At 37.5% G+C, this 19,636-nt stretch carries 18 protein-coding genes and 1 pseudogene; 8 read left to right on the top strand and 11 right to left on the bottom strand.

Features of this window, described 5'->3' with window-relative positions; all coding sequences use genetic code 11:
- Positions 1-226: 226 nt before the first annotated feature.
- The 7 genes from AB1284_RS04005 (at position 227) to AB1284_RS03975 (ending at position 2,521) form a co-directional block, all read left to right on the top strand.
- Entirely contained in the window at positions 227-406 is a 180-nt protein-coding gene (locus tag AB1284_RS04005) for an aspartyl-phosphate phosphatase Spo0E family protein (RefSeq protein ID WP_377882446.1), read from the top strand.
- Positions 407-543: 137 nt separating this feature from the next.
- Complete coding sequence (locus AB1284_RS04000) at positions 544-765, top strand: spore germination protein (protein ID WP_336483556.1); 222 nt, start codon at positions 544-546, stop codon at positions 763-765.
- Positions 766-781: 16 nt separating this feature from the next.
- Positions 782-991, top strand: coding sequence for a spore germination protein GerPB (locus tag AB1284_RS03995; RefSeq protein ID WP_429751475.1), 210 nt, complete (start codon positions 782-784; stop codon positions 989-991).
- Positions 992-1,052: 61 nt separating this feature from the next.
- The gene (locus AB1284_RS03990; protein WP_429751477.1) at positions 1,053-1,667 is read left to right on the top strand and encodes a spore germination protein GerPC; all 615 of its coding nucleotides are present in this window, start codon (positions 1,053-1,055) and stop codon (positions 1,665-1,667) included.
- Between the two features lie 6 nt (positions 1,668-1,673).
- Entirely contained in the window at positions 1,674-1,868 is a 195-nt protein-coding gene (locus tag AB1284_RS03985; protein ID WP_429751479.1) for a spore gernimation protein GerPD, read from the top strand.
- 12 nt (positions 1,869-1,880) lie between these two features.
- A complete protein-coding gene (locus AB1284_RS03980) occupies positions 1,881-2,264 on the top strand; it encodes a spore germination protein GerPE (protein WP_429751481.1) in 384 nt (127 codons plus the stop codon).
- A 41-nt stretch (positions 2,265-2,305) separates the two neighbouring features.
- On the top strand, positions 2,306-2,521 hold the full coding sequence (locus AB1284_RS03975; protein WP_429751483.1) for a spore germination protein: 216 nt from the start codon (positions 2,306-2,308) through the stop codon (positions 2,519-2,521).
- 103 nt (positions 2,522-2,624) lie between these two features.
- On the opposite strand, the gene addA is transcribed toward AB1284_RS03975, so the two are convergent.
- The 9 genes and pseudogenes from addA to AB1284_RS03930 all read right to left on the bottom strand — a co-directional run.
- Positions 2,625-6,347 carry a helicase-exonuclease AddAB subunit AddA gene (gene addA, locus AB1284_RS03970; RefSeq protein ID WP_429751484.1) on the bottom strand — a complete coding sequence of 1,241 codons (3,723 nt, stop codon included), beginning with the start codon at positions 6,345-6,347 and terminating at the stop codon, positions 2,625-2,627.
- A complete protein-coding gene (gene addB / locus AB1284_RS03965; protein WP_429751486.1) occupies positions 6,344-9,853 on the bottom strand; it encodes a helicase-exonuclease AddAB subunit AddB in 3,510 nt (1,169 codons plus the stop codon). Before addB ends, addA begins: the two co-directional genes overlap by 4 nt.
- 76 nt (positions 9,854-9,929) lie before the next feature.
- Positions 9,930-10,493, bottom strand: a complete 564-nt coding sequence (gene lepB / locus AB1284_RS03960) for a signal peptidase I (protein WP_336483565.1) — start codon at positions 10,491-10,493, stop codon at positions 9,930-9,932.
- 197 nt (positions 10,494-10,690) lie between these two features.
- Positions 10,691-11,290: a TVP38/TMEM64 family protein gene (locus tag AB1284_RS03955; protein ID WP_429751488.1), complete on the bottom strand. Its 600-nt coding sequence runs from the start codon at positions 11,288-11,290 to the stop codon at positions 10,691-10,693.
- A 296-nt stretch (positions 11,291-11,586) separates the two neighbouring features.
- Positions 11,587-11,787: a cold-shock protein gene (locus AB1284_RS03950; RefSeq protein ID WP_020059863.1), complete on the bottom strand. Its 201-nt coding sequence runs from the start codon at positions 11,785-11,787 to the stop codon at positions 11,587-11,589.
- A 458-nt stretch (positions 11,788-12,245) separates the two neighbouring features.
- On the bottom strand, positions 12,246-12,824 hold the full coding sequence (locus tag AB1284_RS03945; RefSeq protein WP_336483567.1) for a competence protein ComK: 579 nt from the start codon (positions 12,822-12,824) through the stop codon (positions 12,246-12,248).
- Positions 12,825-13,294: 470 nt separating this feature from the next.
- On the bottom strand, positions 13,295-14,572 hold the full coding sequence (aceA, locus tag AB1284_RS03940) for an isocitrate lyase (protein WP_429751489.1): 1,278 nt from the start codon (positions 14,570-14,572) through the stop codon (positions 13,295-13,297).
- 74 nt (positions 14,573-14,646) lie between these two features.
- A complete protein-coding gene (aceB, locus tag AB1284_RS03935) occupies positions 14,647-16,236 on the bottom strand; it encodes a malate synthase A (protein ID WP_429751490.1) in 1,590 nt (529 codons plus the stop codon).
- Positions 16,237-16,574: 338 nt separating this feature from the next.
- A pseudogene (locus AB1284_RS03930) lies at positions 16,575-16,820 on the bottom strand (discoidin domain-containing protein); the annotation flags it as partial.
- A gap of 195 nt (positions 16,821-17,015) precedes the next feature.
- On the opposite strand from AB1284_RS03930, the gene AB1284_RS03925 reads away from it, so the two are divergent.
- Positions 17,016-17,213, top strand: a complete 198-nt coding sequence (locus AB1284_RS03925; RefSeq protein WP_429751491.1) for an IDEAL domain-containing protein — start codon at positions 17,016-17,018, stop codon at positions 17,211-17,213.
- 573 nt (positions 17,214-17,786) lie between these two features.
- Here the strand turns inward: AB1284_RS03925 and AB1284_RS03920 are convergent.
- A complete protein-coding gene (locus AB1284_RS03920; protein ID WP_429751492.1) occupies positions 17,787-18,848 on the bottom strand; it encodes an anti-sigma factor domain-containing protein in 1,062 nt (353 codons plus the stop codon).
- Complete coding sequence (gene sigI / locus AB1284_RS03915) at positions 18,841-19,563, bottom strand: RNA polymerase sigma factor SigI (protein WP_429751494.1); 723 nt, start codon at positions 19,561-19,563, stop codon at positions 18,841-18,843. The genes AB1284_RS03920 and sigI overlap by 8 nt, the downstream gene beginning before the upstream one ends.
- Positions 19,564-19,636 lie beyond the last annotated feature (73 nt).

Genomic DNA, 19,636 nt, shown 5'->3' with positions numbered 1-19,636 from the left:
CTTCAAACTCGTACTGTAATTGTATTCGTACCTACTAATGAAAATCCTCCTTAAAATATTTTTAATTTACAATATTCTTTCTATTTTTCGTGCAATTAAAATGTTTTTTTGCCAAAATATGTAGAATCCCTTCTTCTTTTAGCGAATGTGTTTCTTTTTTATGGGAAGTTTGTATAATATGTACTAAAGATACTCTTAAAATCTATAAGGAGACGGAGCCGATTCTATGTTTGAGCAAGCGATTGAAAAAAAACGAGAAAAAATGAAATACTTGGCCAAACGTTATGGAATGACATCTCAAAAAACAGTTAGCTGTAGCCAAGAGCTGGACAGGCTCTTAAATGTTATATTATTCATACAAATAGATGATGTGCCAACTCAAAATACAAACGTGCACTCCCGCTGAGTGTACGTTTTTTATTTTTAAATAACAGACACATATTTGCCCAAACGCCCATACAATAATAGGGTAAAACTCTGATCATAGAAATTCGGTCTAACAAGAGAAAAATACAAAAATTTTTAACATGAAGGGTGTTTTCTATGCCTGCAATGGTTGGACACATTAATATTGTTAATATCGGATCGAGCGGTGTATTGCATATTGGAGATGTATTTGCCATTCGTCCTATTAGTTATTCTCGTGCATTTGCAGGAGCAGGTTCTTTTAATGTTGGAGAAAGTGTATCCATATACAATTACGAAAACACAACAAATGTAAATGATTCTGATGTAATCGATCAACCAATCACTGCTACTTATTAAAAGGGGGGAATAAAAATTGGATTTGTATGTACAGCAAAGTATTATTATTAACAATATAAGAATTGAGAACCTTACAACCTCAGCCGTCTTTCAAATTGGAAGTGCAGGAAGTATTAAAACATTGTCAAAGTTCTCTAATACAGGTGGATTTACACAACCAACCCCGCCGCTAACAGCTCCAGGACAAATTATTTCGATTTCCCCTGCCCCTCCTAGTTCTTCTTAACATACTAATATCATAGACATATATCAATATACCCTCCAGATCGAAAAGGAGGCTTCTAGCAGTGAGTCAAGATCTATACATTTATTTACAGCAACTACAACAGTGCATTCAACAACAACAAGAAAAAATAAATGCTTTAGAAACACAACTAGCACAGCTAACAGAACAAATGGAAGAACTGAAACAACGGCCGTCCACTTCAATTGGGAAAGTCGAATACAAATTTGATCAGCTAAAAGTCGAAACTTTAAGTGGTACATTAAATATCGGTTTAAATCCATTTACGAGCAAAGGGGAAGTTATTGAAGACTTTAATGTTGAAACTGAAACATTAAAAGTAAACCCTGAAACCCAAGTAAATCCCGATTTTTATCAAGACATCATTCAAGAAGTGCAGCGCTATTTAGACGAAGAAGCGTATAGCCGCATTCTTCATTTTGAACAGGAAGAACGAACACCTCTCGATGATATGTACCGGCAAATGATGATTGATGATATAAAGCAACAAATGGAACATCGTCTCCCTTACTATTTATCTCAAGTACAGCCGCATCCAGAGATTACATCTAATCCACAGTATATGAAAAATGTCATTATTCAAGCAATGAAACAAGATATTGATAAAGCATTTCTTTCCTTTATTCAACATATACCGAGTAACTTTCGAAAGGAGTAAATGCATATGAATTTTACTGTTATTAATCACGAAATCAAAGTTGGAACCATTAGATCACTTGGGGTATCTTCGTCTGCTTTATTCTTAGTAGGCGATGCAAACTTAATTATTGCATCTTCTATTTTAGATACACCATTTGAATCTGTAACAGGCGGCCCATTTGTACCACTCGTAACTGCTGTGCCTTCAACTCCTAGATAAGGAGGATTCGTTATGCGACATATTTCCGTTGTCCATCAGCCTTCTGTTACCACGCTAGGACTTGCTTCTATTGTTCAAATTGGCGATACGAAAAATATGGAATTAATAAATAGAACAATTGTTGTTCAACGCGAAATCCCTTCCTTTTTGGCCCAAGAAGGAAGATTGGAAGCATATAAAATATTTGTTGATGACGAAATCACAATTCCAACTCGTATAAATGAGGTAAAAATGAATGTCATTAACATAAATCCCTTTATCGAAGTAAACTGCATTGTTATTGAAAGTATGCTTAACTCTTCTTGTCTTCACATTGGATCTGTTGATTATGTATATTCAAACTCGCGCATTTTACAGATTCGACACTTTGTTACAGAAGAACCTTTCGAAAAATAAATCATATAATACCATAAAAGGAATTTGAAGTAGGTGAAAACATGCCGTCTATTGTCGGGAACTTAGTCGTTCAAAATAGTAACGGTTCTTTTAACTTAGGAGACTTCTATAATGTATCTCCGAAAGAAAATACGAAAGCTTATAATGGATCCGGTTCATCAAATGTTGCTTTTGTCCTTAATACATTTAACGGTGTAAGTGGTACAAATACATTTGATTCAGATGTAGCTGATCAAGATCAAATCGCAACAGCATAATGAAAAAACGGAGGGAATTCCTCCGTTTTTTGTTTCTTGTCCACTCAAAGTTTATAACTACCGCTTTTGGACCCATCTTTAAACTCTTATTGAAAGTTTCACCTTATTTTACTTGCAACACGTGGCTGCCATCAAAGAAGTATAAATACGTTTCTTTTACTGGTTGATGCAAACTTTTCTCAAGTGCTTTACGATAAAGTTTCAGCTGCACTTTGTAACGTTCTTCTAACGTTGATTTCGCTTGTTCAAATCCACCTGGGAAACGACCCTCAATTGTATCTGTTTTAAAATCAATTAAAACGATACCACCCTCTTCTTCAATCATACAATCAATAACACCTTGAACAAGGATTGATTCATCTTGCTCATCTTTCCAATCTTGATATGCTTCCTCTGCTGATAACATCATCGTAAATGGCACTTCGCGCTCTACATTTTCTGCAGCTAATACACGTTTACCTAATTCTGTTTCAAAAAATGCAACAATTTTTTCCGATGCTATTTCTTCTGCTTGTTCAAATGTTAAGAGCTCTTTATTTACCATTTCAGCAATTTGTTCCTGAATGGCTTCAATTGTTATTACTTTTGTTACATTTACATGCTGCATAACAGTATGAACAGCTGTCCCGCGCTCTGCATACGTGAGTCCTTTTTTCTCCATAAAACGCGGACGCGTTTCAATTGGTGCACGAACTCGTTTAATAAACGCAGTATCGCTTCCTTCTTGCGCTTGATAGTTTCGTTTAATTTCCGTAACAGATTGCTTTGCTCGGTGCGTTGCTGCATCTTGGAATCCATATTGCCAAGTTAATCTTTCATACACTTCGTCTTTTTGTTCACTGCACGCAGAAACTGCCTTTTGTTCCCGAAGCGCTTCTAATAGTTCTTGCTTTTCTTCTTTCATTGGCTCCGGTGCCTGTAATCCCGCTCCATCAACTGCTTCTACTTTCCAGTTCGTATCATACTCATATATATCAGTTGGAATACTTCCTTGTCCTATTTCAAGAAGCATATCACTATCTTTATGTCTGCATAACGATGGTGCAATCCAATCTAAGTAACATGTTGCCCCAGCACGTACATAATCCGGCAATAACCAGTCTGTATGCTCACGTGCATCGAGCCATTTTTGCATTTCTTTTTCTTTATCTTTTACTGTCCCGATTAAAATAAGCTTTTCTTTCGCACGTGTTAAAGCTACATATAACACACGCATTTCCTCTGCAATGAGCTCCATTTTCATTTTCCGCTTAATCGCGAGCTGTGATAATGTCGTATATTTAATACGCTTTTTCGGATCAATAAATTGCGAGCCAAATCCAAAATCTTTATGCAGCAAGAATCGCTTCATCAAATCTTGTGTATTAAAACGTCGTCCAAGCCCTGCCACAAATACAACTGGGAATTCCAGCCCCTTACTTTTATGAATAGTCATAATCCGAACAACATCCTCTTGTTCTCCGAGAGCACGCGCTGTCCCCATATCATCACCGCGTTCTAAAATACGTTCAATAAAACGTAAGAAGCGGAATAAACCGCGAAATGAAGTCGCTTCATATTGACGAGCACGATCATATAACACACGCAAGTTTGCTTGACGCTGCTTGCCAGCAGGAAGGCCGCCTACAAAGTCATAATAGCCTGTTTCACGATACACTTTCCAAATTAAATCAGAGAGCGACTGCTGGCGAGCGAATTCACGCCAAACTTGCAAATGTTCATAAAACCATAACACCTTCTCATGCAATTCCTTCTCTTCTTCTAGCGGCGCACCTTGTAAGAAAGAACGCATCACTTCATAAAACGAACCTTTCTTCTCGTAAGTACGTAACATCGCAAGCTCTTCGTCTGTTAATCCAACAATAGGTGAACGAAGAACAGCCGCTAACGGAATGTCTTGCGCCGGATTATCAATCACACGAAATAGATTCATCATAATATTGACTTCCGTCGCTTCAAAATATCCAGTCGAAAGCTCTGCATAAACAGGAATACCTTGTTGTTTCAGCTCTTCCATAATTTGCGGCGCCCATGGCATAGAGCGCAGTAAAATAACAAAATCACGGTAAGTAACTGGGCGCATGCCATTTGTTTTTCGGTCATACACTTCATAACCAGAATCGACCATTGCCTTTATTCTTTGTGCAATAAGGCGTGCTTCTAATTGCGCCTTTTCTAATTCCACCCCTTCCTCTTCATCCACCGCTTCGCTATCAGATTGATGAATAAATAACAGCTCAGCTGAGGTATCCGTTCCTTCTGGATAACTCGCTCCAAGCTTCAACTCAGCGTCTTCATCATAATCAATTTCTCCGACAGCTTCGCCCATAATTTGTTTAAAAATAAAGTTTGTCCCTGCTAGGACTTCATGACGACTGCGGAAGTTTTTTGCTAAATCAATTTTCATGCCGCCATCTATACCTTCAGATGTAAAACGTCTATATTTCCCTAAAAATAGCCCTGGTTCCGCTAAACGGAAGCGATAAATACTTTGTTTCACATCGCCCACCATAAATAAATTTCCGTCTTGTTCAGAGTCTTTTGTTACTAGTTTAATAATGGATTCTTGTACAAAGTTTGTGTCTTGATACTCATCGACAAGCACTTCTGCAAATTTATTGCGATATTGCCATGCAACTGGTGATGGGCGCATTTCTCCCTCACTCGAACGTTCACTTAAGATTTGCAAGCAAAAATGCTCTAAATCTGTAAAATCAACCATTCCTTTATCACGCTTAATCGCTTGGAATTGTTCTGTAAATACTTTTACAAGATCAACAAGCTTTTGCAGTACGGGATGCATATCTTGAAAATCACGTAAAAAGCTTTCTGGACTTCTGCTAAACAGTTCTTCCTGTAATTTCTTTACTTCATCCTTCGCTTTATTACGTAAAGAATCGACTTGTTTCACAATCTCTTCATTATAATCACTCTTCTTAATACGCTTTAACGTTTCCCAAGAGGCATTTTGCATCGCTTCGTATGTGCTTGTCCAAGATTCATTCGCTGCCCCGGACAAGTTCTCAATTAAAAGAAGATCAGCTTGCAGCGTTTCAACGCGTGGTGCTGGACCATCTGGTAACATCGCAAGTTCGATTGCTTTTTCTACATATTGCTTTGCTGTTTGCAGCTGAGTCTTTACATCCTCTAATAAATACGAGGCATACATAAGATCTTCAATTGTTTTTCCTTCTACATCATAGGCTTCAACTAATTTATCAAGCCAACCGTTTGGATCTGGATGTGCTCTAGATTCTGTATGGAGTGCTAAAATCATACGCTGCAGGTCATCATCACTACGGTCGCTCGTATAACGATCAACAAGTTCAAAAAACACCTCATTCTGCTGCATACCGTACTCTGCTTCTAATATGTCATCCAGTACTTCTTCTTTTAATAATTCATTCTCCGTTTCATTCGCAATGCGAAAGCGCGGATCAATATCGAGCATATAATAATACGTTCGAATCACTTGTAAGCAGAAAGAATGAATTGTTGAAATGGATGCTCGGTTAAGCAGACTGAGCTGCTTTCGGATATGCGGCGAAGCTGGATCATCGATTAATACTTTTTCTAACGCTTCCCCAATTCGATTTTTCATCTCTTGTGCCGCTGCATTTGTAAATGTCACAACAAGTAAACGATCGACATCAATTGGATTGTCCTCCCGAATCATTTTACGAATAATCCGTTCAACAAGTACCGCCGTTTTTCCCGACCCAGCTGCAGCTGCTACTAAAATATCGCGTCCATCAGCAACGATCGCTTTCCACTGATCATCGGTCCACTGACTTCCTTCCGGTTTTGCTGGCCAAGTTTGTATCATGACTGGGTCTCCTCTCTCATCTTCTCTAACGCTTCACTATCTTTCATATCTTGTAATGCTCTGTATTTATTATCTTCTAACGACTCATCAAATTGACAAACCGAGCGGAAATTACAGAACGTACATGCTGTTTTATTTCCCATTTTATACGGTGCAATATCGATGACACCTTCTGTAATATCTGTCCCGATGTTTTCAAATGTACGATGTACGTATTGTTGCAGCACATTAAATTCTTGTTCACTTGCGATATCAGAACGTGCACTAAAGCTGCCATCTTTTTTCAGGCCAGCTGAAATAATATTAGAGCTTCCTGATGTTAATGTGTTATCCATTAACCGAACAACATCAGCATCTCCAAGGACAAGCCCTTTCATTTTAAATTTCTTTAAAATCTCTTGTTCAATTTCAATGTCTGATACATCGCCTTTCATTTCAACAATTGGATTATGAATATGGAAATAAAGTACTCCAGCAGGATTTGCAGTTCCGCCTTGTTTCATCCATTTGCCTGCGTTTGTTGTGACAACATCTAAATACGTAAGCATCTGCAGAGCTAAGCCGTAATATACTTCCGTTAAATCTAGTTTTTTCGCGCTTGATTTATAATCAATAATACGTAAAAACGTTCCGGTTTCATCTTCTGCTTTATCAACGCGGTCAATTCGCCCGACTACTTCCATTTTCACACCATTTGGCAGTTCAAAATTTATAGGCGGCAATGAATTTGTTCCGCCCATCCCAAATCCGACTTCTAAATCAACAGGTACAAACCCGCTTGACTTTGCATGCTCTCTTAACACAAGTGAAGTACGGAAAATAATTTGCTGCAATTTATGTTTTAAATAATGATGACGATTCGAGCTTAATAGTATTTGACGCTGCAGAAGCGGTGCAAGTTCTTCAATGACTGTGACAGAAAGATATTCACACTCTTTTACTGTTAAATCGGCCCAAGTACGTTTTTCTTTCAATAGTTTATCGGCAATTTTTTTCAAAGCTGCATGGAACAGTTCGCCGATATCTGGTGCATCTAATTTGAAAATATCACGTTCTTTCAAAGATAATCCATGCTGCGCAAAATGAGCATACGAGCAGCGATTAAAGAGTTCCATACGCGATACACTGCCTCTAATTTTGTCACCATATAACTCCCGGCTTACAGCATCACTTAATTTACGCGCCCGATTTCGATAAAATAAACTTGATAACACACGGCTGCTCTTCTGTTTCCATTCTGGCGACGTAACATAAAAATTGTATACATCCCACCAAAAAGAAAGATTGCCTTCAAAACCGTAACGTTTCCAGTTTTGCAATTGCTGCGTTAAATAGGAAAGTGTCACTTCTGGCGTTGCCACATATGAAATTTGCTCAAGCGATGACAGATCATTTACATCATTCGTTATAAATATTTCGCCTGCTGAAGGAAACATTCTTTTCATCTTCTTTATGAAGCTAGATGCTAGTAACGTTTTCCCTTCTTCATCTGCAAGCGGACAAGAAATATATAACTTCTCCGATGCTCTAGTAACGGCTTGATAAATGACAAATTGTTCATCTAATAACTTTTGGCGTGCTGTTGGTGCAAGTTCTATTCCAGCTGAAACAAGTACTTCTCGTTCTTCATCAGATAATACCCCATCATCTGATGGCGCCGCTGGAATAATCCCTTCATTTGCTCCAATCACAAATGCTGCCCTGATGTTAGAAAGACGAGAACGGTCAATGTTTGCAATTAAAACTTGATCTAACGACGGCGGAATATTAGCAAACTGGAGTGATTCTAGCCCTGTCGTCATAACATTTACAAACATAGAAAGAGACATTTTCTCTTCTCCGAGCATTTCAACGCACGTATCCAGAAGCGTAATTACTTGTTCCCATACTTGATCATGATCGTTCGCAAATAAGAAGTTTCCTTCTTCTTCGGCTCGCAAACGTAAATCTTCTAATTTTTTCGGAACGTCTAGTTCTTCTAAAAATAAATAGACTGCTTCGCACATGCTCATTGTCGCCCTTGCTCGTTTTAATCGCTTTTGCAAACGAATGATAGGTGTGCGAACAATCTCACGAAGACGATTAATCTTTTCTTCCATTTCTCGTTCGCTGTCTGTTTGGCCACCATGTACACCATCTAATGAGCGGTAACGACGATATGTCCATGGTTCTTCCGAGGTCCATCGTTTCCCTTGTACCCCATATGCTAAACAGTAGTTTTCAAATTCGTCCATTTCATCACGTATTCTCGCTTTATTCACATCTAACGGGTACAACAGTTCGGTTTTTACACAGCGAAATACCGCATCGTAACGCCAATTTCCACTAATGACTTCTAAGGCTGAACGAATTAGCTCAATTAATGGATGATGAAGCATCGGGCGTTTTTCATCAATAAAGAATGGGATATTATAATCAACAAACAACGTCTTAATCATATCGTAATAGCTTTCACCATTGCGAAGTAGAACAGATATGTCACGATAACGATATCCTTCCTCTGCTACTAACCTACGAATTTCGCGCGCAACGCCTTCCACCTCTGCCCGCAAATTAGCCGCAGAATATAGCGTAATCTGTGATTCTCCTTGAAACTCTGCATACGGACGAGAATCATAATGCGCTTCTAAATGCGCAAGTGCCCTTGACACAAAGCGCGGTTGTTCTCTCATTATAATTGTATTTTCAATAATGATTTTCTCTTCCCTAGCTACTTGCTTTACTTTTTCATATGTTATAAGCGTCTGGTAAAACAAATCTAGCTCATTTGCTGGCTGTGATAACGTTTGTTCATCAAGCGTTAATGCAATTGTCATTCTTGCCCCGCATCTTAATAGTTGCCTTACAATTTCTAACTCTTGCGGTGAAAATGTATGAAATCCATCAATATAAATGATGCTATCTTTCACATACTCTGAATGCGGAAGTTTTTCAAATAAAAGCTGCATGTAATCTTCAGAATCTAAGTATTTTCCAATTAACGCTCGCTCAAAATCATCATATAGAAGCTGCAAATCATACATTTTATTTGCTAGCAATTTCTGTTCATTTCCGCTGCTATGAGCGTCTAACTCTTGCCACATTGCATACACATTTGACGGCGTTAAATTGTAGCGTTTAAATTCAGTAATCATACTGCCAAGCTGTTCAAAAAATCCGTTTTGCTCCGCTGCTTTTTGGAAGACATATAACTCTTCTTTACGCGCCTCCACAATTTTACGAAGCAACATATGCACACCAGATTCATCAATATGAAGGCGGCTTGCTCCTCCCACTTCCTGAAGAACCTTCCACGCTAAACGTGAGAAACTAAACACTTGCGCACGAATGGAGCCGCTCACGTCCCCATTAATTAATGCTTGCTGCGTTTGGAATGTCATCTGTTCTGGCACAAGATATAAAATGGTTTCACCTTTTGGACGATGCTGCAAATCCTGTTGTACTTCTTGCAAGCACTGTGTACTCTTTCCACTTCCAGCTCGTCCTATAATAAATCGAAGTGACATGTAAACCCGCCTTTCTGTAAATGAAACTCTGTCAATCAAGATATATCCGAAAAAGAAGGTAATCCGAAATTTCGAATTACCCCTTAGAGAAATTTGTTTGTACTTCATTGATTGGCCAGTAGCGCAAATCAACTTTTCCTACAACTTGTTCTATTTTTACAAATCCGAAGTAACGACTATCCCAGCTTCCTAGACGATTATCTCCAAGCACAAAGATAAATCCTTTCGGAACAACTTTTTCGTCTGTTAACTCTTCTAGAGTAAAATCTCCTGTTAGCTGCCGTCCATGAGTTTGCTTTTTATATACATCTAAATACGGTTCTTCAATAAATTTCCCGTTAATATATAGTTTATCATGTTTGTATGAAATTTTGTCCCCTGGCAGACCAATAATTCGCTTCACATAATCTTCCTGTTTATTTGCATGAAAGACAACAACATCAAAACGGTTTAACTCACTAAACTGATAACCAACTTTGTTTACAATCAGCATGTTACCATCTTGAAGTGTAGGCATCATCGATTTTCCTTCCACAACATACGTTGCAAAGAAAAAAGTGCGGAAAAATACAGCTAATAAAATACCAATAAAAATGGTTCTCATCCACTCTTTGCTTTCGTTTTTCCACTTTCGCATCATCATGCCACTTCCCTTCAGCTTTTATCCGGCACTAACGGACAGTACCTCACCTCAAAATTCAGTGAAAACAAAGAACATAGGTGGGGGATCACTCCCCATAAGAGCCCGATTGATGAGAGCTTTCTATCAATAGAGCACGAAGCCCCCACTGATAAAAGTCTCACCTTATATAACAGGGATGCACTCACTTGTGAAGTCTAGTCTCTACTTAATTCAAGTTTTACTTCAATTTTCTTTCCGACATACCATAAAATAAAAATGACACCTAATACGATAGCTGTTTTTACTGGCTTATACATAAAAGATGCAAGGTCATAACCAATGTAACTTAACACGAAAATCATCACAAGTTTACCAAGTGAAAGTGCTAAAACAAATTGCCGCTTACTAATACGCGACAAACCTGCTACAACATTGATAAGTGCTGATGGTGTAAACGGAAAACAAAATAAAAGAAAAATAGGTGCAAATCCTTTTCGTTCAATCCACGCCATCGCACTGCGTACTCGCGAATGCTTATTTACAAAAGCAAAAAAACGACTTCTTCCAAAACGACGAATGATAAAAAACACTAGCAATGCTCCTATACATGAACCGAGCCATGAATAAAAAAATCCAAGCCATAATCCAAAAGCAACTGCATTCGCCATAACAAATAAAAAGAGCGGCAAAATTGGAATAAACGCTTCAATCATCGGAAGGCCAATTCCAATTAACGGACCAAATGCCTGATAGCTTTCTAACAAGCGCTCCATATTTTCTATTGTGAAATATTCTTTGATTGTTTGAAAATCCATTCTACTATGTACCCCTTTACCTCGCTCTAACGGGCTTCTGAATAGAGAAGATATTAGATTTCCTGTAAGAGCCCGATTGGTGCGAACTTTTCATCAATGAAAAAAACATTTCTTAATAGAAGCTTCATTTTTATCTTTTCCTGTTATTACTTTACCATTATTAAACAACAAGGGGAAATAGCATATATGACAACTAGATATATATTTATTTTCCATATTTTCAAGAAAAAATCCTGTTTCAAATAACTAAAAAAGGATGGCAAATGCCATCCTTTTTTACACTATGATCTATAAGATTATAGTTTTACAACGTTTTTAGCTTGAGGTCCACGGTTACCGTCTTCTACTTCAAAGCTAACTTTTTCGCCTTCTTCTAAAGATTTGAAACCTTCAGTTGTGATAGCAGAGAAATGTACGAATACATCGTTTTCGCCTGGAACTTCGATGAAACCGAAACCTTTTTCATTGTTAAACCATTTTACTTGACCTGTTTTCATAATAACTTCCTCCTAGGAAATAAATATATTTTGTAGTTTTCACAACATAAAAAAAGAATCCACACATTATCAAATGCGAAACAGAACACATACACAATTTCCTCGCTAGTTTCACGGCACTTGATAATATATGGATTGCTTGATTTAGGTATTCAACTATACATTTACTATACCACATAAAAAAAGAATATACAACATAATTTACAAGAACAAGAAAATATAAAGTAAAACTTCCATCAGTGGGGATTTTCTTCACCCCCTCACTGATGGAAAGCCCGCCCAATCGGCGCAGGCCAGCAGTTATCCTCCACTTATCTTCTGTAGAAAAGCGGAAGCGGCTCGCCCAAAATCGCAGGACGCCCGCGAATAGCAGGATAAAAACTCTCATTATCATTAAAATGTTTCCTATGTAGGAATAAGAAAAAGGACTATTTTCCTTTTTCTTATTCCCTATATAATCAATCTTCTTTTTTCAACAGATACATTTTCTCATATGCTGGTTTTAACTCTAAAACCTCATTTTGATTAACCAGTAAAAATTTCGGCTCTGCTTGTTTTCTTTTTCTATCTTCAAATTCTGCACGCAGCTGTGCAGTTCTGTTTCTCTGATTTTCAAAGCTGTTTTTAGATACTTCTAGTTTAATTGTCTGACCATTTATGAATTCAATGAGAATATTTCCATGTGGAAGTTTTGTCACACTTTCAATATGAAAATGAGATAACCAGGCACATTCTTTGCGAGAATAAGAAAACGTGGGGAAAAAATAAATATGGTCTGTAGGACTAATTGCAATTGGTGCTTTATGCGTAAAACCTGTGTACTCTTTCGTGCCGTCTTTCCGCCCGCCAAAGCTAGCTCCATATTGACGACAGCTTTGCTCCACAATCTCAAGTGGTTTTTGATACACAAAAAACTCATCACTTTCTTCAATCACACGCGTCACAATTCGTTTATCTTTCAAAACAATTGGAAGTAGTGCAATCGTCTTTGAATTAATAATGTACTGTGAGGTATACTTTTCCGCTTCACTAGTCATCGTTCTTCTCTCCTTTTTCATTTTTAGATAATTTTTATGTAATTATCCACATGGATAATTGTACCATTTCAATTTAAGAATACTCGTCATTTTCATTTTTTTTACAATTTCTTATTATTAAATTAAAATTTCCTTTTATATATCTTTATAAATACTGAAACTAAATGGCATAATCTTCATGTATAAAATAACATTTTCTTATATAGAACTTTATTTTCTAATATCTAGAAATATTTGTAATATAAAAAGCCAGCCCGAAAGCTGACTCTTTCTTATCCCTCTATTCGTAGATAGGGAAATCCCTGACTGATAGAAGTTTCACTTTATCCCGCTATTCGCGGACAGTAAAACCCCACCTCAAGATTGATAGAAAAGCGAAGAAAATAAGTGGGAGATAACTGCTGGCATGCGCCCGATTGGTGAGAGCTAACCATCAGTGGAACCCCCTCACTGATGGAAGTTTCACTTTATTATCGCGTAAACTGCTCTTCTTCTGTAGATCCTTTTAATGCTGTTGTTGACGAAGTTCCACCCGTAATCACTTGTGCTACTTCATCAAAGTACCCTGTACCCACTTCGCGTTGATGACGCGTTGCAGAATAGCCGTATTCTTCCGCTGCAAATTCAGCTTGCTGCAACTCTGAGTAAGCAGCCATGCCTCGCTCTTTATACCCGCGCGCTAATTCAAACATGCCGTAGTTTAAAGCATGGAAGCCAGCAAGTGTTACAAATTGGAATTTATATCCGTAAGATGCAATTTCTTTTTGGAAGTTTGCAATTGTTTTATCATCTAATTTTTTCTTCCAGTTAAAGGACGGTGAACAGTTGTAAGCTAATAGTTTTCCAGGGAATTTTTCATGAATTGCTTCTGCAAAGCGTTTCGCATCATCTAAATTCGGCTCGGATGTTTCACACCATACAAGATCAGCATACGGTGCATACGCTAAGCCGCGCGCAATCGCTTGGTCAAGTCCAGCTTTCGTACGGAAGAATCCTTCCGGTGTTCTTTCCCCTGTAATAAACGGTTTATCAACAGGATCGATATCACTTGTAATTAGGTCAGCTGCATCTGCATCCGTTCTTGCGATAATTAGTGTTGGTACTCCCATTACATCTGCTGCAAGACGTGCTGATACTAAATTACGCACTGCCGTCTGTGTTGGTAGTAATACTTTTCCGCCTAAATGACCACATTTCTTTTCAGAAGAAAGTTGATCTTCAAAGTGAACACCAGACGCTCCTGCTTCAATCATCCCTTTCATAAGTTCAAATACATTAAGCTGTCCGCCAAAGCCAGCTTCTGCATCAGCAACAATTGGTACGAAATAATCAATATCACCGCTGCCTTCCATATGCTGAATTTGATCAGCACGCTGCAGCGTTTGATTAATACGCTTTACAACTGCCGGCACACTATTTGCTGGGTACAAGCTTTGGTCTGGATACATTTGACCCGCTACATTTGCATCTGCCGCTACTTGCCAGCCGCTTAAATAAATTGCTTTCAAACCTGCCTTTACTTGCTGCATTGCTTGATTCCCAGTTAATGCTCCCAGTGCATGAATATAATCTTCACTATGAAGAGAATCCCAAAGCTTTTTTGCACCGCGGTGTGCTAACGTATATTCAATATCAATCGATCCGCGCAAACGAATAACATCTTCTGCAGAATATGGGCGTGTAACTCCCTTCCAGCGTTTATCAAGCTCCCAGTTCTCTTGTAATTGCTGTACTCTTTCATTTACCATTTCTTCCATCCCCATTTCTTTATTATTTATCCGCTATTCGCGGGCAGTAAAACTCCAATAATGAAGACATCGCTTTATAAAATTTCATACCCTGGTAACGTTAAAAACGACTCAAATTCATCATCTCTAATAAGATTCATAAATAGTTTCGTAGCTTCTACAAATCGTCCTTTTTCAAAACGATCGCTGCCAATCTCTTGTTCTATTTTTGCTAACTCTTCTGCTTTGAACTGTTCTACTAGTGCAAACGTAATTTTTCTTCCATCCTCTAATTTTCCTTCCTCGTGACGAATCCATTGCCACACTTGTGCACGTGAAATTTCTGCTGTCGCTGCATCTTCCATTAAGTTATAAATTGGTGCTGCACCTCTGCCGCTTAGCCAAGATGCAATATATTGAATTCCAACGCTAATATTTGTACGAAGACCAGTTTCTGTAATCGTTCCCACCGGAACTTCTAATAAATCTTGTTCTGTTATACAAATTTCTTCTCGTTTTCGATATATTTGATTTGATGTTGTCATAATGCGATCAAATACTTCCATCGCTACAGGTACAAGTCCCGGATGGGCAACCCAAGTCCCATCATGTCCATCACACGCCTCACGCTCTTTATCAGCACGCACCTTCTCGAATGCTGCTTCATTCGCTGCTGAATCGCTCTTAATTGGAATTTGTGCTGCCATCCCGCCCATTGCCGGTGCATTACGGCGATGGCACGTTTGAATCACACGCAAACAATAAGCGCGCATAAACGGAACACTCATCGTTACCTGTGCTCGGTCCGGAAGTAGAAACTGTTTATGATTGCGGAAAGTTTTTAAGAAGCTAAAGATATAATCCCAACGTCCGCAATTTAACCCTGCCGAATGATCCCGCAATTCATATAAAATTTCATCCATCTCAAATGAAGCGTGAATCGTTTCCAATAATGCCGTTGCTTTAATCGTTCCATGCGGAATACCCATGTATTTTTGTGCAAATACGAACACATCATTCCATAGTCTTGCTTCTAAGTAACTTTCCATTTTCGGTAAGTAAAAGTATGGGCCGCTTCCTTTTTTAATTAACGTCTTTGCATTATGAAAAAAGAACAACCCAAAATCTAATAAACTACCTGATATTTCTTCACTATCTACTAACATATGCTTTTCTTGTAAGTGCCAACCACGAGGGCGCACCATTAAAACAGCTGTTTGTTCATTGAGACGATATTCTTTCCCATTTGCATTGTTATATGAAATCGTTCCCTTAATTGCATCTCTTAAATTTATTTGTCCTTCAATTGCATTTTGCCATGTCGGTGCATTTGAATCTTCAAAGTCTGCCATAAAGACACGCGCTCCTGAATTCAAGGCATTGATAATCATCTTGCGATCAACTGGCCCTGTAATTTCTACGCGTCGGTCTTGCAAGTCATTCGGAATCGATGCAATCGTCCAATCACCCGCTCGAACATGTGCAGTTTCCTCTAAAAAGTGTAATAACTCTCCTGCATCAATTCTCTTTTGTTTTTCTACTCGTTTCTGAAGTAATTCTTTACGGCGCTCGTTAAAATTCTCATGCAACTCTTTTATAAATGTGAGTGCTTCTGGTGTCAAAATCTCCAAATACGCCGGTAATACTTCTCCAACGAGTGTGACCCGCGAAGTTTGTGTCGACATATTAGCATCTCCTTCTTTCCAAACTGTTTTATAACAGATTTGATTTTATGTTTATATTATATAACAAAAAACCAGAAAGGGAAGGAATTTTTTGAATATTTTAACAACATCTAAAAATTGGTTTATCCTTACTTATCACATTACTTAATAATAAAATATAGAAATTATTTCAGTGTACATAAAAAGCATAGAGTGTTGTACTTTTACTGAAAGGCAAGAGAAACAAAGTTTGAGGCTTAAATTAACAGGAAAGACATGTTGTTTAACAATTATAAGAAAATGAAAGAGGAGTGGGAAATCCACCCTGTGATAACGTGCTCATTCATACGTGCAAACTATTAATATCCGAAAATATCTATTTCAGCTGCTGAAGCATATCCATTTTTTCCGTTCGTTACTTCTATTTTTACATATTTCGCAGAAACAGGTTCGAATGTTGCAAACTCTTTTCCGCCAGTACTTTTCCATGTTCCAGACGATACCTTTTGATAGTTAGAGCCATCCATGCTTGTATAAATGTTGTATCCTAAAATACGACCATTCTCTGACCAATCTTGTCTTGGAAGACATGATATTAGGGTAATAATACTGAACCAAGAATCAATGGAGCAGGCTTATATTAGGGGAAGGAAATGGAAGATTTTTACCTTAGGTAAAATAATTTGGTGACAAAAGCAGGAGTATCTCCTGCCTTTACTGTATGTCATAAATTCACAAAATAGTTTGAATAATATTAAATTTTTGGTATAATAGAAAAAAGGTTAAGGAGCTGATTTCCTATGAAAAAGCATTTACTTAATATACCATCACAATGTGAAGTAAACGTCATGGATTCTCTATTTGCTGAAATGGTTTTAGACAAAGCCATTCATGATTTCCGAAAAGAGCAAATCCAAAAGGAAATCGACCGATCACTACAAAATCGAAACAAGGAAGAATTCCTACGATTAACAGAGGAATTAAAAAGTATTTCTTAAAACTAATGTATGTCTATCAGTATGATTTTAAGATAAAATGGATAAAACCATAACAGGAAAGGGAAGAAGTGTTTTTACTTCTTCCCTTTCTATTTAATTAGAGGAAATCTACATTCATATTCTGGTTATGCTAATTTCATTTTTTCTTGAATAATCGATTCTTCTATCAAGACAATTTCTTTTCGATAAAACATGTGACTTCCTTCCATTACATATCTTTCTTCTAAATCAATTCTCCTTGAAAATGAGTGAAATTATGTTGGTATTAAACAGAATATACGTTCTATTCTAAGGTGACTAATAAATCAATGTGAATTTACATTCCTTTTCACCCACCACCATGTGGTGATAAACAGTTAAAATGTCGTGATAAAATGAAGAAAAAACCATAAAAAATAGGCGTATCAAGCAACGTGTTGATACGCCTTAAAACTATATTACGAAACAACATGTGTCGTCGTTTTGTAATACTTACATTTCTGTCATTATGTTAGATTCAGTATTACATATATACCCTATGCTTTTTAAATATTCTATGAATTTTTCTTTCCTCTCATGTTTTGGAGCAGAAACTTATCTGTCTTCTTTCCAATGACCTTTATTTTCTTGTTTATTCTCTTTTTCCTCTTGTTTATGCTCTTTTTCTTGTTGTTTATATTCTTTTTTATACTGTTTTTCTTGTTGTTTATATTCTTTTTTATAATGTTTTTCTTCTTGTTTGTATTCTTTTTTATACTGTTTTTCTTCTTGTTTATACTCTTTATTGTTGTTTTCTTCTTGATGCCCATTATTGCTTTTTGGTTGCTGGTATTGCTGCGGCTGCTGTTCTTGGGATTGCTTTTGTTCGTTTTTCTTTTGCTCCCCGTATCTTTCTTCCTTTACAGAAGACGAATTCGATGATGAATCCGGTGATGACTCTGGTTGCGAATGTATCTCCGGAGGATGTTCCTCCTGATTATACGACGGTGCAGGAGGAACAAGCGATTTCTTCTTCTCGTTCTCTTGCTTTATATAAACACCTATGCCGATCCCTTTTTTCTGAGCATTCTCCCGCACTTGCATCGTACTTTCTTGATATACGACTGGAACATGTTGTGCATCATACTCACTCTTTAACCCTTGCATAGCCTTCTGCAACTGCGGCTCTAGCGATTTTTCCTTGGCAACAGACGTTAACATAACTTGCTTGTCATTCGTTAAGTATCCATCCTCTTTACTTTGCTTTACAATGGTACGCACTACGTCCTGCAAAGATTGATTTTTCCATCGTTTCATTTCTTTTAAAATGCGTTTTCCATCATCATTACAAGCTCGCAAGTCTATAACACGAAGATCCTTTGTCACACTCGCCTCTAAGCTTGGATTAATATCAACAGAAACGTAAGCGAGTGCTTTTTCTTCTGGTTGGTTGAATAAAAACAGAAACACACATAGAACACAAGAAACTAGCAGCGATACAGGCTTTAAGAAAGAAGGGATTGAAAAACGCGATACTCTTTGTTCTTGTTCGTTAAACGAGACTTCCTCTCCAATCATATAAGAGCGCGATGTTCTTTTACACGTGATAAACTCTCCATCTTGCGTTAAAACAACTACGTTGCGTTTTCGTATATCCATCACAATCCCTTTATTCATCATTCTTCCCCTCTCTTATATAATCAAGAATGTATGTATAGTTGTTTACAAAGATAATACACATTGCAATAATGTATTTTCTATGCCTCTCCAATGTTTTCCGGCTCGCTCTAACGCGCGGTTCAATTTGTTTAAGCGGTAATTTCCTCTTTCGGAACAACTCTTCTATCATTTCCTCTTCTTTTATGATAATCTTTGCAATTTCTATTAAGTGCTCACGCGTATCACGATGCTTGGGTGATTCCTTAGCAAGCTCAATAAACGTGATTTTAAACTCAGCTAGCACACCTTGAAAATGAAGAATTTCTTCCTTACGGTTACTATTTTCCATCTCTTTCATATACTCCGTAAGCGATGCCTGCATTTCTACCATTTCCTCTTGCTGGTCTTCTTTTAAAAAGACGAGATTATGCCTAGACTCCTTGCGGATATAGTCAATTACATCTCTTTTTATAAGAAGCTCAGCAAACGCAAAAAAAGATTTTCCTTTTTTATATGAATATTGTTCAATTGCTTGATTAAACGCAAACAATCCAATGCTATATTCATCATCCTGCTCCGTAATATACCTGCGGCAGACAGACGAGATTGATTTTCGAATAAAAGGTCTATACTGTGCGATAAAAGCTTCCTTATCTCCTGCGTTGTTTTGTATATCAAATACTATATCTTCTATCGCCGGCTTTTTTATGATTTTCATCACTAAACTTAACACTAGTAATCCCCCTCCCCCCTTTTGCCGCAAATGGCAAAATGGTCACTAAAGAAGTGACCATTATACCACATTT

It is taken from the genome of Bacillus sp. S2(2024), assembly GCF_050474045.1.
GTDB classification, from domain to species: Bacteria; Bacillota; Bacilli; order Bacillales; family Bacillaceae_G; genus Bacillus_A; species Bacillus_A yunxiaonensis.
This window is presented reverse-complemented; position numbering and strand designations above follow the sequence as displayed.

Excerpts from the sequence above, each read along its gene's own strand:
- addB (WP_429751486.1), bottom strand. The coding sequence starts at position 9,853 with ATGTCACTTCGATTTATTATAGGACGAGCTGGAAGTGGAAAGAGTACA.
- aceA (WP_429751489.1), bottom strand. The coding sequence starts at position 14,572 with ATGGTAAATGAAAGAGTACAGCAATTACAAGAGAACTGGGAGCTTGAT.
- AB1284_RS03955 (WP_429751488.1), bottom strand. The coding sequence starts at position 11,290 with ATGGATTTTCAAACAATCAAAGAATATTTCACAATAGAAAATATGGAG.
- AB1284_RS03985 (WP_429751479.1), top strand. The coding sequence starts at position 1,674 with ATGAATTTTACTGTTATTAATCACGAAATCAAAGTTGGAACCATTAGA.
- AB1284_RS04005 (WP_377882446.1), top strand. The coding sequence starts at position 227 with ATGTTTGAGCAAGCGATTGAAAAAAAACGAGAAAAAATGAAATACTTG.
- AB1284_RS03920 (WP_429751492.1), bottom strand. The coding sequence starts at position 18,848 with ATGAATAAAGGGATTGTGATGGATATACGAAAACGCAACGTAGTTGTT.
- AB1284_RS03950 (WP_020059863.1), bottom strand. The coding sequence starts at position 11,787 with ATGAAAACAGGTCAAGTAAAATGGTTTAACAATGAAAAAGGTTTCGGT.
- aceB (WP_429751490.1), bottom strand. The coding sequence starts at position 16,236 with ATGTCGACACAAACTTCGCGGGTCACACTCGTTGGAGAAGTATTACCG.
- lepB (WP_336483565.1), bottom strand. The coding sequence starts at position 10,493 with ATGATGCGAAAGTGGAAAAACGAAAGCAAAGAGTGGATGAGAACCATT.
- AB1284_RS03975 (WP_429751483.1), top strand. The coding sequence starts at position 2,306 with ATGCCGTCTATTGTCGGGAACTTAGTCGTTCAAAATAGTAACGGTTCT.
- AB1284_RS04000 (WP_336483556.1), top strand. The coding sequence starts at position 544 with ATGCCTGCAATGGTTGGACACATTAATATTGTTAATATCGGATCGAGC.
- AB1284_RS03980 (WP_429751481.1), top strand. The coding sequence starts at position 1,881 with ATGCGACATATTTCCGTTGTCCATCAGCCTTCTGTTACCACGCTAGGA.
- addA (WP_429751484.1), bottom strand. The coding sequence starts at position 6,347 with ATGATACAAACTTGGCCAGCAAAACCGGAAGGAAGTCAGTGGACCGAT.
- AB1284_RS03925 (WP_429751491.1), top strand. The coding sequence starts at position 17,016 with ATGAAAAAGCATTTACTTAATATACCATCACAATGTGAAGTAAACGTC.
- AB1284_RS03945 (WP_336483567.1), bottom strand. The coding sequence starts at position 12,824 with ATGACTAGTGAAGCGGAAAAGTATACCTCACAGTACATTATTAATTCA.